12 protein-coding genes are annotated in these 14,732 nt (G+C 34.7%); 4 read left to right on the top strand and 8 right to left on the bottom strand.

Features of this window, described 5'->3' with window-relative positions:
- Positions 1 to 5: 5 nt before the first annotated feature.
- The 5 genes from EPI11_RS02970 to EPI11_RS02950 all read right to left on the bottom strand — a co-directional run bounded on the left by EPI11_RS02970 (position 6) and on the right by EPI11_RS02950 (position 5,795).
- A complete protein-coding gene (locus EPI11_RS02970) occupies positions 6 to 1,220 on the bottom strand; it encodes a bifunctional folylpolyglutamate synthase/dihydrofolate synthase (protein WP_128388892.1) in 1,215 nt (404 codons plus the stop codon).
- Between the two features lie 63 nt (positions 1,221 to 1,283).
- Complete coding sequence (locus EPI11_RS02965) at positions 1,284 to 2,510, bottom strand: Glu/Leu/Phe/Val dehydrogenase dimerization domain-containing protein (RefSeq protein WP_128388474.1); 1,227 nt, start codon at positions 2,508 to 2,510, stop codon at positions 1,284 to 1,286.
- Positions 2,511 to 2,583: 73 nt separating this feature from the next.
- Complete coding sequence (locus EPI11_RS02960; protein WP_128388473.1) at positions 2,584 to 4,623, bottom strand: tetratricopeptide repeat-containing sensor histidine kinase; 2,040 nt, start codon at positions 4,621 to 4,623, stop codon at positions 2,584 to 2,586.
- Positions 4,624 to 4,691: 68 nt separating this feature from the next.
- Complete coding sequence (locus EPI11_RS02955) at positions 4,692 to 4,877, bottom strand: hypothetical protein (protein ID WP_128388472.1); 186 nt, start codon at positions 4,875 to 4,877, stop codon at positions 4,692 to 4,694.
- A gap of 192 nt (positions 4,878 to 5,069) precedes the next feature.
- On the bottom strand, positions 5,070 to 5,795 hold the full coding sequence (locus tag EPI11_RS02950; protein WP_241657569.1) for a LytR/AlgR family response regulator transcription factor: 726 nt from the start codon (positions 5,793 to 5,795) through the stop codon (positions 5,070 to 5,072).
- A 99-nt stretch (positions 5,796 to 5,894) separates the two neighbouring features.
- On the opposite strand from EPI11_RS02950, the gene EPI11_RS02945 reads away from it, so the two are divergent.
- Positions 5,895 to 6,572 (top strand): response regulator, encoded by a 678-nt coding sequence (locus EPI11_RS02945; RefSeq protein ID WP_128388471.1) that lies wholly within the window; start codon positions 5,895 to 5,897, stop codon positions 6,570 to 6,572.
- On the opposite strand, the gene EPI11_RS02940 is transcribed toward EPI11_RS02945, so the two are convergent.
- Positions 6,569 to 7,639 carry an anhydro-N-acetylmuramic acid kinase gene (locus tag EPI11_RS02940; RefSeq protein WP_128388470.1) on the bottom strand — a complete coding sequence of 357 codons (1,071 nt, stop codon included), beginning with the start codon at positions 7,637 to 7,639 and terminating at the stop codon, positions 6,569 to 6,571. The two genes, EPI11_RS02945 and EPI11_RS02940, sit on opposite strands and share 4 nt — an antisense overlap.
- An 88-nt stretch (positions 7,640 to 7,727) precedes the next feature.
- On the opposite strand from EPI11_RS02940, the gene EPI11_RS02935 reads away from it, so the two are divergent.
- The 3 genes from EPI11_RS02935 to EPI11_RS02925 all read left to right on the top strand — a co-directional run bounded on the left by EPI11_RS02935 (position 7,728) and on the right by EPI11_RS02925 (position 12,349).
- Complete coding sequence (locus tag EPI11_RS02935; RefSeq protein WP_128388469.1) at positions 7,728 to 8,870, top strand: acyl-CoA dehydrogenase; 1,143 nt, start codon at positions 7,728 to 7,730, stop codon at positions 8,868 to 8,870.
- A 636-nt stretch (positions 8,871 to 9,506) separates the two neighbouring features.
- Positions 9,507 to 9,848 (top strand): helix-turn-helix domain-containing protein, encoded by a 342-nt coding sequence (locus EPI11_RS02930; protein ID WP_128388468.1) that lies wholly within the window; start codon positions 9,507 to 9,509, stop codon positions 9,846 to 9,848.
- Between the two features lie 80 nt (positions 9,849 to 9,928).
- Positions 9,929 to 12,349, top strand: coding sequence for an ATP-binding protein (locus EPI11_RS02925; RefSeq protein WP_128388467.1), 2,421 nt, complete (start codon positions 9,929 to 9,931; stop codon positions 12,347 to 12,349).
- On the opposite strand, the gene EPI11_RS02920 is transcribed toward EPI11_RS02925, so the two are convergent.
- On the bottom strand, positions 12,346 to 13,692 hold the full coding sequence (locus EPI11_RS02920; RefSeq protein WP_128388466.1) for a sigma-54-dependent transcriptional regulator: 1,347 nt from the start codon (positions 13,690 to 13,692) through the stop codon (positions 12,346 to 12,348). The two genes, EPI11_RS02925 and EPI11_RS02920, sit on opposite strands and share 4 nt — an antisense overlap.
- Before the next feature lie 135 nt (positions 13,693 to 13,827).
- Positions 13,828 to 14,133: a hypothetical protein gene (locus EPI11_RS02915; RefSeq protein ID WP_128388465.1), complete on the bottom strand. Its 306-nt coding sequence runs from the start codon at positions 14,131 to 14,133 to the stop codon at positions 13,828 to 13,830.
- Positions 14,134 to 14,732: the final 599 nt, after the last annotated feature.

Genomic DNA, 14,732 nt, shown 5'->3' with positions numbered 1-14,732 from the left:
AAAAATTATAAAATTTCTGCTACCACAAATGTACTTCCGCCTACATAAATAAAATCGTTATCTGCCGACGCTTTTAAAGCCGATTCATAAGCTTCTGAAACCGAATTGTATACTTGCCCGATCAAACCAAATTCTTTTGCTGCTGTTTGTAAAACTAATGCATCAAGTCCTCGTGATAAATTTGGCCTGCAAAAATAGAAAAGGGCATTTTTAGGCAATAATGGAAGTATTTCAACAAGATCTTTGTCATTCACGACACCAAAAACAATACGTAAAATGTCAAATTTTTGTTTTTGAAGCTGAGCCATCACAATTTTTAGTCCGTGACTGTTGTGTGCTGTGTCGGCAATTGCCGTAGGATTGCTATGAATTTGCTGCCATCTCCCTTTAAAACCTGTATTTTGGGCTACATGAAGCAGTCCGCTTTTAAGGCTTTCATCCGACACAGGAAAATATTGCTGCAATGCTTCTATTGTTTTCACTACGGTTTTCTTGTTCTGCTTTTGGTAATCTCCTGTCATATCTGACGGATAATCTTCCATGACTTCATCAGATGCAAAATATATAGGTGTGCTGCATTCCTGAGCTTTTGCTAAGAATACCGGTTTCGTAACATCGGTATATTCTCCAACCACAACAGATACATTTGGCTTAATAATACCTGCCTTCTCTCCTGCTATCGCTGTGAGCGTATCTCCTAAAAACTGGGTATGATCCATGCCTATATTGGTAATAACAGATACTAACGGTGTAATTACATTGGTAGAGTCTAGCCTACCGCCCATTCCTGTCTCTATAATGGCTATATCTACCTCCTCTTCCTTAAAATACGCAAAGGCAAGGCCTACGGTCATTTCAAAGAAACTAAGCTCCTGCTTGTCAAAAAACGGTTTATTTTTTTCGATAAAACGACAAACAAACTCTTCAGAGATATCTTCTCCGTTTATTTTTATACGTTCCCTAAAGTCTTTTAGGTGCGGCGAAGTATATAGCCCTGTTTTGTAGCCTGCTTCCTGCAATATGGAAGCCAGCATATTTGATACCGAACCCTTGCCATTGGTGCCGGCTATATGTATGGTTTTAATATCCCGCTCCGGATTGCCCAAATGAGCGGTTAGCAATAATGTATTAGTCAGGTCTTTTTTATATGCAGATGCTCCCTGATGCTGATAAACTGGCAGCTGGTTGAACATCCATTCTACGGTTTCTTTATAGGTCATAAGATAAAAAAAATGACAGAGGTTATCTGTCATTAAAAATAGTATTTTTATTTATTGTATGCTTTATACAAGCTGTTTTAATGCGATTTCAAAAGCAGTATGGCTAATATTCAGTTTAGATGAATTTAGTGCGTGTACTTTTTCTATTGCTTTTCTTATTGTATCAGATGTATCGCTAAATACAGCTTCATCTGTCATACCTACTTTTTTCTCCATGAAGTAAGCAAATACTCTTGCCATACCGCAGTTAGAGATAAAGTCAGGAATTAGGCTTATTTTACTATCTGTAGCTTCCATGATAGATCCAAAGAAAATTTCTTTATCTGCAAACGGTACGTTAGCACCACAAGAGATAACTTCAAGTCCTGAAGCGATCATGTTGTCTATTTGTCCTTGTGTAACTAATCTTGAAGCTGCACATGGAGTAAATATCTCAGCACCCAGTTTCCATATCTCTTCGTTGATTGTTTCAAATGGTATCATATTCTCAGCAACAAGTTTGTTACCATCTTTATTTAAGAATAGTTGTTTTATTTCTTCAAAAGAAAAACCTTCTTTATTCATGATACCTCCGTCACGGTCAATAATACCTACAACTTTAGCTCCCATTTCAGCAAGATAGAACGCTGCAGCAGAACCTACGTTACCAAAGCCCTGTACAATAGCTTTTTTCCCTTTTACAGAACCACCGTAAATGTTATAGAAATGACGTACAGCTTCTGCAACACCATAACCGGTGATCATATCAGCAACTGTATATTTTCTGTTTACATCCGGAGAGAAAGTTGGGTTCTCGATAACTTTAACTACACCTTGACGCAACTGGCCAATTCGGTTAATTTTATCAGCTTCGCTTGGTTTAAAGTGTCCTGTAAACACACCTTCCTGCGGATGCCAAACGCCACATTCTTCAGTCATTGGTATAACTTCGTGTATTTCATCTACGTTAAGGTCACCACCTGTACCGTAGTAGCTTTTTAGCAATGGTGATACTGCTTTGTACCATCTTTGTAATACGCCTTTTTTTCTTGGATCGTTAGGATCGAAATTTATTCCAGATTTAGCTCCGCCAATAGCAGGTCCCGAAACAGAAAATTTCACTTCCATCGTTTTTGCAAGGGAAAGTACTTCGTTCATATCAAGTCCTTTTCTCATTCTTGTACCACCACCGGCAGCACCACCTCTTAAAGAGTTAATAACCGTCCAGCCCTCAGCTTCTGTTTCAGAATCTTTCCAGTTAAATACTATCTCAGGTTGCTTATTTTCGAATTTACTTAGTAAATCTTTCATTTGTTTGTGTTTTTATAAATCCGCACAAATATATAAAACATATATATGAGAAATCCGCATTTTGATGAGAATATTAAAGTGGCATTAAAACTTCAACAACAGTGCCTTTTCCTAGCTCTGAACTGATTTTCAGCTTGCCATTAAGCGAGTCGGTTCTCTTTTTAAGATTTTTAAGTCCTATACCTCCTTTTGCTTTTTCCGGATCAAACCCAACACCGTCATCTGTAATTGTAATAAGCAGTTTTTCTTTTCGAAGTGTTACTTCCACCTCTGCCTCTTTTGCATTAGAATATTTGTTTATATTCTGCAGTGCTTCCTGTATTATCCTGTATATATTTACTTTACAGATGTTAGACATGTTCTCCCAATCAATAGACGAATCAATATCGGCATTAAACTCTGTATCAAAAGAATTCTTTTGAGAGGTAATCATAAATTCAAGCATATTCTCAAAACTCTGTTCCTTATTAAACAGCGCATTTCGACTAAGATCATGTGATACTCCTCTAATCTCTGCTTCGATATTCTGAAGTTCTTTAATATATTCCTTACGCTTTAAAACATATTCTTCTTCTACCTTTTTATTGATAAATTCCAAATTAAGCCTTACAGCATAAATATTATTAAGTATACCATCATGCAGTTCCATTGCTATACGCGATTTTTCTTCGGTTTTAGCTTCTTCAATTTTCCCCTGCTGTTCAAACATCAGCTGGTAAATTTCTTCATTTGCTTTTTGCTGTTCCTGTACAAGTAATAATTCTTTGTTTCGGGAATTTAAATAATAGATCACAAATATGGCGGCAATAAACAATAGTACAATCAGGGAGATACCTATAATAAAACTGTTCTTTTTAACCAATGCTTCTTTCTCACCCTGAAGTTTATCTGTTTCATACTCTATCCTGGCAAATTTATTCCGGGTGCTTTTTGCAATTTCCTGCAAACTGTCGTTTACCTTAATATATCTGTCTTTAAAGAAACTGTTGTTTTTCTTATCGATCTCAGATAAGATCTTAAGACTGTTAAGTATGTCAAAATGGCTTTTAATAACTTTTGCCTGAGAATAGGCTGTTTTTAAATAGCGGATGGACTTTATGGTATCTTTAGTAGAAAGATAATATTCTCCCAGAGCCACATTACTTGCAATGATACCTGGCTTATTGCCCAGGCTGTCTCTTATTTTTAATGATTGGTAAAACAAATCAGGTAAATTTGAATTATCTCCCGATTTGAATTTTGCATACGCTAAGTTATTTAATAGTTTAGCATAAAGATAAGGTACTGTTTTCACCTCTTTAAATGCAAGAGCCTGTTCATAAATAGCTAAAGCTCTTTTATGCTGTCCCATCTTTACATACACCCCTCCCATATTATTATAGCAGGATGCTTTATACAACACGATCTGAGAATCTGTATAGCCTTCCTGCTTATAATCGTTCAACTTATCCAAGGCCAACTGAAAATAATGTATTGCCTCAGTATTGTTATTTTGCCCGTCAAGTCCCGAAGCGATCAGGTTATAACAATTATATATATCGGTAGGCCTGTTTTCGTTCAGCAATAACCTCAAAGCCCTGACAGCTTCGGTTTCGCATAAAACATATTCACCAATATTGTAATAGATATAAGCTTTATACAACACAACTTCTCCTAATGTTTTAGAATCGGTGTCTTTTAACCTACTGTATAATTTCTCCGCCTGCCTGTAATAATAAAATGCACTGTCGTTATTTTCTTTTCCATAAAAAGAGACTCCCGAGAATTGGAGTCCTTTTGCCATACTAAGGCTGTCTCTTTCTTTACTCGCAAGTTTATAAACTCTTTTACTCGCTTTTAAAGATTTGTCATAAAGATTTATATTATAATAATCTACAGTAGCTCTCCTGTATAAATAACGTGTTAGAGAATCGTTTTTATTATCCGATATTTGAAGATAGGCAGAATCGAGGTATTTTTCACTTAAAACCGGATCGGCATAAGCAGCTTCTCCCTTTTCCAAAAGCTTTTCGATCTCGCTTTTGGAAGATGTTTTAGTTTTCGAAGTCTTTTCGCACGAAATCATTAAAAAGAAAAATCCGGCGAATAAAAGTAGTAGTTGGGATGTTTTCAAAATTTTTGAGGCACTAGTTGGTTTAACTAGTGCCTCAAAAATAATATATTTTATGTTAACTTCTTAAATTATGGTCTGATTGGAGGTTTTGGAAGGTCTTTATCTCCATTATCAATAATTGGTGGTGTTACAATTCCAAAACCACCGCCCGCTTGTTTTGCGTCGTCATTTAGTCCGCTGTCATCAGTTGAACAAGATGCAGCTGTTAAGCTTAAGAAAGCAATAAGACCAAGAGTAAGGATAGTTTTTTTCATAATAGTAAGGTGTAAGGTGTATTGTGTTTTTTTTAATTTAGAATTTTCTCATTTTCTGAACCTCCCGTTTATCGTTTGATTCTGAAGCAAAACTACACCCAAAAAAACTTTTACCATTATGATTTACAAGGGGTTTAGTGGATTACCCCCCTACACTAGTAACTCACCCTTTTTGAAGGGTGGATGCTATATTTATAAATACTCCGGAGCGATCTTTCTGATAATAGTATCAATATTATCCTTGAAAGTTTTAGAGAAAGAGATGGACAAATCGCTATTATTTAGATAACATAGCGATTTACCTGTATTAATTCTGGAAATAAAATTACTGTTTACAATGTAACTATTATGTACTCTAAAGAAATGGAATGGCAAATTAGCTTCATAATGCTTGAGCGTTTTATATGCCGTTAATTTTCTTCCATTTTGCAAAAAGAAATCGGTGGTATTATTATCTGCCTTTAAATAAACAATATCATTAAGTGATATAAATTGATAATCGCCATACGATCTTATACAAATAGTGTTATTTGCTACAGTAGTGTTTGTCTTTTGAAACTTCAGTAGACTTTTTCTAAGATCAAACTGATTAAGTGGTTTTAAAAGATAATCAAAAACCCCTGCCTGAATTGCTTCAAAAGCATATTTAGGCGTAGCAGTGAGCGCAATAAAGTAAGGTACATTATCTATAAAACGATAAAGATCTGTAATTATCGATAAAGACAGCTGACTCTTTTTATTTTTAGGACAAATTTCTAAAAATGCTAACTGAGGCTGCAGTTCAAGAATTTTGTTAATTGCATCCTCTTTATTTTCTGCAACTCCAACGCAAAAGAATTCCGGGAAATCCTCAAACTTACGTAAGGTTTCCTTAATATTGTCTTTGTCGTCGTCTATTATCAGGTATGAGTACTGCACTAATTGTTAAAGAAAATTTGCGCAATTTAAATATATTTGATTTGGTAATTTTACGGTTAAACCGTAATTTTTGTTAATTTTGTTATTATAGTAGTTTCTATGAAAGAGGATTTAAATATATTAATCGTCGATGATCATCCCATGACGGTTAACGGATATATCAATGTACTGTCTGAAGAAGAATTTGAAAGTCACAATCTTATATTCACGAAAGCATTGGATTGTGAACAGGCTTACAACTTAATTACGCATTCGCAAAATGGCGGAACTGTATTTGATGTAGCCTATTTAGACTTAAGTTTACCACCTTATCCTGATAAAAATATTTTTTCAGGATTAGATCTCGGTGTGCTTTTACGAAACACAATCCCTAACTGTGTGATCATCATTCTTACCATGCACAGTGAGGCTGCATTGGTAGACCGCCTTATCAAAGAAATTAATCCGCAAGGTATTTTATGCAAAAGCGATATTGATATCGATGAATTTCTTAATGCCTTTAAAATTATATTTTCAGGGGATACTTATTTAAGTAACAAGATCGTAAAATCGCTTAAAGACAAAGTATTCGACAACTATAAACTTGACAGCTATGACAAGCAGATACTAATGCGCCTGTCTGAAGGAATACTTACTAAGAACATACCTAATTATGTACCCTTATCACTGAGTGCTATAGAAAAGAGAAAAGCACAAATGAAAAACATGCTGCTTCAGGGTAAAGGTGGAGATGACCATGAACTTATTGAAGCCATTAAAAAAATGGGGATCCTTTAATCCTCAAACACAACTCCTGAGCTATGATCTTTTGATGCTCCGGTAACACTGCTTAAAACATTAATTTCACCACGCAATTTTAAAACCCCCAGCAAAGCAAATATTAAAGCTTCTTTAAACTGAATTGTTTTATCGTCAGGTATAGTAATTTGTGTTTCCGGAAGAAGTTTTTTCATTCTCTTTATCAGGAAATCATTATATACCCCGCCACCTGTTACAAACAGCTCTCCCTGCTCTTTGCTCCTAACAACATTAGCAATTTGTACAGCGATATGTTCTGTAAATGTGGCAAGTTTATCTTGTGCAGACTCCGCATACTTTTCGATCATAGGCAGTACTGCTTCTTTTACAAATTCATACCCTAACGATTTAGGGTATAGCATGGAATAGAAATCCAGTGCATTTAGCTCTTCAAGAAGTGTTTTAATTATTACACCCCTCGAAGCAATTGCTCCGCCGGCATCATACTCAAAGCCCAATTGATTTGCATAAAAATTTAGTACCGTATTTACCGGACATATATCAAAGGCAATACGATTTCCATTCTCTTCAAAGGAGATATTAGAGAATCCTCCCAGGTTAAGACAATAATTGTACTTACCAAACAATATCCTGTCACCAATAGGAACTAAAGGCGCGCCCTGCCCTCCTAGTTTTACATCCTGAACTCTAAAATCGCAAACAACCCTCTCCTTTATAATAGAAGCAATTTTAGGCAGATTCCCTATTTGTAAGGTAAAACCGTTTTGAGGCTGGTGCAGTATGGTATGCCCATGAGAACAAACTGCATCAAGTTGTACAACAGAGTACTTGTCAATAAATGCTCTTATGATACCGCCTAATAATACGGTATACTCATCATTGAATGTACTTAACTGATTTTCATTATAATCCACAGCCTCTTTCAATTTTTTAATCCAATCTGCAGAATAAGGGACTGTTTCAGCCTCTTTAATTATAAAACTCCAAATACCCTTTTTAAAATCAAATTCAATATGTGCCAAATCTACTCCATCCAGCGAAGTTCCAGACATTACTCCTATAACGTTATAGTTTTCCTTAATCATGAGGCTAAAATTACAAAATCGTATTGAAAAATTCACAATAAATAGCTACATTTGGGCGCAATAAAACAAAAAATATAATTTAACAATTATGGACTTTAAACTAACTGAAGAACATCTGATGATTCAAAAGGCTGCGCGTGATTTCGCTCAGGCTGAACTACTTCCGGGTGTTATTGAAAGAGACGAGAAACAAATTTTCCCAACAGAACAAATTAAAAAAATGGGTGAACTTGGATTTCTTGGTATGATGGTTGACCCTAAATATGGGGGAAGCGGCCTTGACACCATTTCTTATGTACTGGCTATGGAAGAAATATCAAAAGTTGACGCTTCTGCTTCAGTAGTTATGTCAGTAAATAATTCACTTGTATGCTGGGGTCTTCAAACCTTTGGTTCTGAGGAACAAAAAGAAAAATACCTTTCCCGTTTAGCTACAGGTGAGATCATTGGTGCTTTCTGTCTTTCTGAACCGGAAGCAGGAAGTGATGCAACATCGCAAAGAACAACAGCTATAGATATGGGAGACCATTACATTGTTAATGGTACAAAAAACTGGATAACAAACGGCAGCACTGCCGATTTTTACATTGTTATAGCCCAAACTGATGTAGATAAAAAACATAGAGGTATCAATGCTTTGATCCTTGAAAAAACTATGCCGGGCTTTGAAATTGGTCCAAAAGAACAAAAATTAGGTATCCGTGGATCTGATACACATTCTTTAATGTTTACAGACGTTAAGGTTCCTAAGGAAAATAGAATTGGTGAAGATGGGTTTGGTTTTAAATTTGCAATGAAAACTCTTGCAGGCGGTAGAATCGGGATCGCTTCTCAGGCACTAGGAATAGCTTCTGGCGCATACGAGCTTGCTCTTAAATACTCTAAAGAAAGAAAAGCTTTTGGCACAGAGATCTGCAACCATCAGGCTATTGCATTTAAACTTGCAGATATGGCTGTTAATATCGAAGCTGCCCGTCATCTTTGCATGAAAGCTGCTTGGGATAAAGACAACCATAATAACTATGACCTAAGTGGTGCAATGGCAAAACTATTTGCTTCTCAGGTAGCAATGGATACAGCTGTTGAAGCAGTACAAATACATGGCGGTAACGGTTATGTAAAAGAGTACCATGTTGAGCGTTTTATGCGTGATGCAAAAATTACACAGATATATGAAGGAACTTCAGAAATACAAAAAATTGTAATTTCAAGATCAATCATCTCTCAATAAATTTAAACCCGCTTCGGCGGGTTTTTTTATACTTTATACTTACCCTTCTAAAAAGGCGAATAATGAATATCTATTTTGGCCCTATTATTCATTATTACAATAAATATCAGCCTTATTACAACTAGAATACTAGTCCTGTTACTCCATAAAAGAAAAGCAGACTATGATTTCATTTCTAAATAGAAACACACACATTACACTATTTTCCAACAGATTATAGACTACATCAATAATAAAATCGAACTCATTGATATTCTCTATTAATTTAAAGCCGTCCTAACTGTATAATGTAATGCATCTCCCTTATCGCTTTTCTTCCTTTAATGCAAAATATTTTAGTTAATTAAATTATAACTATTAAAAAATAGATATATAATTATATTTTATCTACTCATTGACGGTAAAAAAATGCATTATATCGAGTTTTTGACCAATGCTTTTTAGTAGCCGTCCTTCTTTTCTATTTTTATTAAAAATAGCGGAGGGGATTTATCCTCAGATTTATCATACAGTTATATAATGTGATTTTTTAGCCGCTAATAATGAATTAATAAAACAAAGCCCAAAAAAAATACTTTAATAACACTTATAACTTTAGTCATTAAACGCTAGAGGAATAACAAATTTCTAAATACTATGAATATTATCGGTCAAAGAATTAAGAAACTAAGAGAAGAAAAAGGTATTACACAAGAAACAATGGCGCATCAGCTTGATGTTACCCAAAGTAACTACGGACGTCTTGAAAAAGATGACCGCAGACTTAATGTGGTTAAACTTTTAAAAATAGTGCGTATCCTTAACGTGAATATTTCCTACCTATTTAGTGAAATAATGAGCGAGATACAAGATGAAGAACAGCCTAATTTCAGTAATGCTAATAAAGAAGTATATGATATACTTGTAGAAAGCCTTCGATCAGAAATTCAACACCTAAAAGACGAGGTAAGCTTTTTAAGAGTTATGGTAAGAAGTTAATGGCAATAGCATATTTTACACATACTTTAAAGCTTTTTATACCGTTTCATTAAGATAATAAAAATCACTATTTTTATCTGATGGGACACAAACCAAAATCTGTTAAATATAAAGTTGTAGCGGGATATATCTTACTATTCGCTATGGCTGTATTATCTGTTTGGGTAGTATACAGCGAAATCTTAAAAATTGCATTACCCGGTCAAAATAAGGAAGATCATAAAAAGATCATTGGCATAAGTAATACCATTGCAAATTTATATGCATCGGAAGCTATCGGCAGGATCTCTATATTAACAGGCTCAACAGCAGATTTTAATAAATACAATCAGTTAATAGATAGCATCCAACTGGAAATTGACGACATTAAAAAAAATGTTGACAAACACCAAGTACCCCAGTTTGACTCTATACAGCGACTTCTTACCAAAAAAAGAAACAGTATTACAGAAATTATTACGTTTAGAAAAAAAAATGGAATAGGTAATACTTACAGTGACGCCATTGAAGGAGTCTATAATGTTAAAGATTCTATCAAGAGTAAGGTAAAACCAGTACAGCTTACAAAACGCCATCAGTGGCAAAAAACAGTAAATTCCCTTCTTTCTCCAAAAGTCAGGGATTCACTCAGCAAACTACAGGTATCTAATGATTCGCTTGCAATGGCGTTTGATAAGGTTCTTTCAAACCTATTAGATAAAGACAATAGGCTTAAATATATACTATTTCGAAAAGAGCAAAAACTCCTTGAAGAAAACAGTATTATATCCGATCAGTTACGGGCAATTTTAATTTCAGTAGACAAAGAAATCCGTCAAAAATCCTATACAAAAATTAAAGAGTCTGAGGCTGGTATTCAAAAAACTATTAAAACCATTGCCTGGATAGGAGCCATTACCCTTTTGTTCCTTATCATTTTTGCATGGATAATAATTCGTGACCTTACCACACAGCAAAATTACCGTAAGCAATTGGAACTTTTAAACCATGAAAATGAAGAGCTTCTTAGAACAAAGACTATGCTTATGGCAACAGTTACACATGACCTGCAAACTCCACTAGGCAGCATCATTGGTTTCCATGATCTTCTTAAAGATTCCGACGTTACACCCAAACAAAAGCAATACTTAAGTAATATAAAAGAATCGGCTAATTACATTCTAAAACTTGTAAACGACCTTCTCGATTTCTCGAAGTTAGAGAACAATAGGATATCCATAGAAAAAATCAGCTTTAATATTAAAAATGTTATTGAAAATACCTGTAAGACATTAGAGCCAATGGCACTAAATAAAAGCATTGAGCTTAACTGGGATATTGACGATGAACTAAATGGTAACTTTATATCTGACCCTTACCGAATTAAGCAGGTTCTTACTAACCTTATAAGCAATGCCATAAAGTTTACGCCGGAAGGATCTGTAGAGGTTACTGGTAAAATTGAGAATGACAGCATTCACATTTGTGTGCTGGATACCGGTATTGGAATTGCTAAAGAAAAACATGCAGATGTATTTAAAGAGTTCACTCAGGCACACTCAGGTATTGAGAAAAAATTTGGAGGTACAGGACTGGGTCTTACGATATCAAAAAAAATACTGGAGCTTTTAGGTGGAGAAATTATATTAGAAAGTGAAGAAGGCCAAGGATCAATATTCACGATCATAATTCCGTGTATACCGGCTTTAAACAGCTTTAAAGATTCAGAACTAGTAAATGACCATAAAGATGAGTTACACCCTGAATTAAAAGATAAAAAAATACTTATAATCGACGATGATGCAATGCAGCTTACTCTAATGAAAGAGCTTCTGGTTAATTATCCTATGATCATTCGAACTGAAATTAATTCCGGGGCAGTAATTTCAATATTGGAAAATGAATCCTTCGACCTGATTCTTTCTGATATTCAAATGCCGGTTATAGATGGTTTTGAGTTAGTAAAACTAATTCGTAATCATTCAAGAATAGAAATAAAATCATTACCTGTAATTGCTCTTTCAGGAAAAAGGGATCTAACTGCAACAGATTTTATCGACGGAGGGTTTACAACACACCATACAAAACCTATCCAATTAGAACAATTACTGGATTTAATATCACAGGTTGTTTGTGGCAAAAAGTTAGTAAGACAAATAAACCATATTGAGAAGAATAACGAAAATGCTTCACTTTTTAATCTTAGAAGCCTTTCTCAGTTTACAAATAACGATCCAGATTCACTAAGAACAATAGTAGATACATTTGTTGATAGCGCGGCAGATAACTGTAATGTATTAAAAGAAGCTGTGAAAAGCAAAGATGAGCAGAAAATTGCCGAAACTGCCCATAAGATGATACCTATGCTTAAACAAATGGAGGTATATAGTATCGCCAAACAACTTATGCCTTTAGAAGACAGAACAATAGATATGAATTGGGAACAAATGGAAAATTATGTAGCTGGTATTATTACACAAATGGAAAACTTATGCAGCTTACTTAAAAAAGAGGTAGCCTAAAGATCTATATTATAAAGCTTTAATTTATTATATAATGTTTTCCTGTCAATATTAAGCAGAATTGCTGCTTTAGACTTATTGTAATTTGCCTTTTCTAATGCTTGCCTTATTGCCTGCTCTTCATCATTCTTAGAATAACCCGCAAGAGAGGTCCCCATAAGAACAACATCCTGCATTTCATGTGGCAGCACATCTATATTAATCATGTTCGATTTTGCAAGAAGCACAGAGCGTTTTATGATGTTCTTCATCTCTCTCAAATTGCCCGGCCAGTCATAACTTTTAAACAAATCAGTTACGTCCTGGTCAAAGCCTTCAACTTCTTTTTCAAGATCATCATTTGCCATTGCCAGAAAATGATTAGCAAAGATCATAATATCCTGTTTCCTTTCAGACAAACGTGGTGCTTTTATACAGAATTCATTCAGCCTATGGTAAAGGTCTTCTCTAAAATCGCCTCTTTTAACCGCTTCAGTTAAATCTTCATTTGTAGCAGCTATAACACGAATATCCACTTGTATTTCATGATTACTACCCACAGGTTTTATTTTTCTTTCCTGAAGCGCACGTAAAAGCTGCACCTGAACCTCATAAGAAAGATTACCCACTTCATCTAAAAATAGTGTCCCACCATTAGCCGCTTCAAAATGACCGGTTTTATCAGTAACCGCCCCGGTAAAAGATCCTTTGATATGTCCGAAGAATTCACTGGATGCCAATTCCTTTGGTATAGCACCGCAATCTACAGCTATGAAGGGTTTATCTGCCCTTTTGCTTAATAAATGGATAGATTGTGCTATATATTCTTTTCCCGTACCACTATCTCCTATTATAAGTACCGACATATTTGTAGGTGCTACAAGATCTATATGTTCATGAAGTCTTGAAGAATCTGTACTGATTCCTTTTACAAAAGAGACTGTAGAAGATGTTGATGGTTTAGTAGCTTTCTTAGTAGTGGGTACCGTTTCTTTTGCTGCTTTTTTATCAAGTGCCAATCCTATCGTATGAAGAATTTCATCAGGATTAATAGGTTTACCCACATAATCGAAAGCACCCATTTTAATAGCATTAACGGCTGTCTTAATATCCGTATACCCTGTCATGAGTATAACCTGCGTCACTAGTGACGTTTCTTTAACTAATCTAAGTATTTGCAGTCCGTCACCATCCGGCAATCTTAAATCAGTTAAAACAATATCAAAAACCTGCTTCCTGATCTCTTCCTCTGCCTCCAGACAATTAAACGCATTTATAACTTCAAAACCCTTCTTTTGGAGAAAGGTTTTAAGCATTACGCAAAAAGCAGTATCGTCATCAATAACTAGGATTTTAGAACTCATCAGGAATAAATAATATCTACAAATGTAAGGGTTTTAGCCAATACAGCATGTTAATAAAAAACAAAAGGAGACGCTTCCGTCTCCTTTCACCGAAGAATAAATTCTTCAATCACCTTACTATATATTGTTTGCTTATTAAGCTTCTTCTTTTACAAATTCACCAGTACCTTTAAAGTAAACTTTTAATGATTTACCATCTTTAGATAAAACTAGTTTGTATTCTCCGTCTCCTGCTACATGTGCTTCAATAAGTGCATAACCTGCATATTTTGCTCCTGCTTGTTTTAATACTTCTGTAGGCACTTGAGACGTTTCTACTTTTTTATATTCTTTCTCTTGATCAAGAGTTATAACTGATACATTATTTACAACCTTGTGGCTCGATGCATTTAAAGATAGGGCTAATACTAATGTTGCGGCTAAGAATAAATTTTTCATCATTTAAATGTCATCTGTTAGATACATAAACAATATGAAATAATCATACCAAAACAATCAACAAAGTAACAAAACCAGTAAACCACTAGTTTAAAGCCTGTTAAAAATAAATCACAACATCAATTTTTTTGTAGAATGTGTGGAATTCTACACACATGTGTGGAATTTCCACAGTATTTGATTAAAATATAAAAATCACTTGTTACCTTAAATTCAATCAAATACAGCCTTTCTGTTTTCAGGAATAGGCTTAATTTGTAATTTATTTGGTAACTATTCTAGTAATAGAAACTTTATTAAGATTTGATAGAAGACAATTTTCTATACACATAAATCTCCAACCAAGTCTGTGCTAAATTGAGAACTGACACCTAGGTCCATCTGTATTTTAATTTCAGATTTATTATAACCACCAACAGCTTTGTTTTGGACAAAGGCTGTTTAAAGAAAGTAGAGTTTGGGATGGTTTGGTTTGTTGTATTGGATTTGTTATAAAACAAAAAACCCTATCATTTCTGATAGGGTTTTCAAAAGAAAGGCGATGACATACTCTCCCACAAATTGCAGTACCATCTGCGCAGGCGGGCTTAACTACTCTGTTC

The organism is Flavobacterium cerinum (genome assembly GCF_004028155.1).
GTDB classification, from domain to species: domain Bacteria; phylum Bacteroidota; class Bacteroidia; order Flavobacteriales; family Flavobacteriaceae; genus Flavobacterium; species Flavobacterium cerinum.
The sequence above is the reverse complement of the archived record's forward strand: the minus strand, read 5'-3'. Positions and strand labels throughout refer to the sequence as shown.

Excerpts from the sequence above, each read along its gene's own strand:
- EPI11_RS02970 (WP_128388892.1), bottom strand. The coding sequence starts at position 1,220 with ATGACCTATAAAGAAACCGTAGAATGGATGTTCAACCAGCTGCCAGTT.
- EPI11_RS02965 (WP_128388474.1), bottom strand. The coding sequence starts at position 2,510 with ATGAAAGATTTACTAAGTAAATTCGAAAATAAGCAACCTGAGATAGTA.
- EPI11_RS02955 (WP_128388472.1), bottom strand. The coding sequence starts at position 4,877 with ATGAAAAAAACTATCCTTACTCTTGGTCTTATTGCTTTCTTAAGCTTA.
- EPI11_RS02945 (WP_128388471.1), top strand. The coding sequence starts at position 5,895 with ATGAAAGAGGATTTAAATATATTAATCGTCGATGATCATCCCATGACG.
- EPI11_RS02940 (WP_128388470.1), bottom strand. The coding sequence starts at position 7,639 with ATGATTAAGGAAAACTATAACGTTATAGGAGTAATGTCTGGAACTTCG.
- EPI11_RS02935 (WP_128388469.1), top strand. The coding sequence starts at position 7,728 with ATGGACTTTAAACTAACTGAAGAACATCTGATGATTCAAAAGGCTGCG.
- EPI11_RS02930 (WP_128388468.1), top strand. The coding sequence starts at position 9,507 with ATGAATATTATCGGTCAAAGAATTAAGAAACTAAGAGAAGAAAAAGGT.
- EPI11_RS02925 (WP_128388467.1), top strand. The coding sequence starts at position 9,929 with ATGGGACACAAACCAAAATCTGTTAAATATAAAGTTGTAGCGGGATAT.
- EPI11_RS02920 (WP_128388466.1), bottom strand. The coding sequence starts at position 13,692 with ATGAGTTCTAAAATCCTAGTTATTGATGACGATACTGCTTTTTGCGTA.
- EPI11_RS02915 (WP_128388465.1), bottom strand. The coding sequence starts at position 14,133 with ATGATGAAAAATTTATTCTTAGCCGCAACATTAGTATTAGCCCTATCT.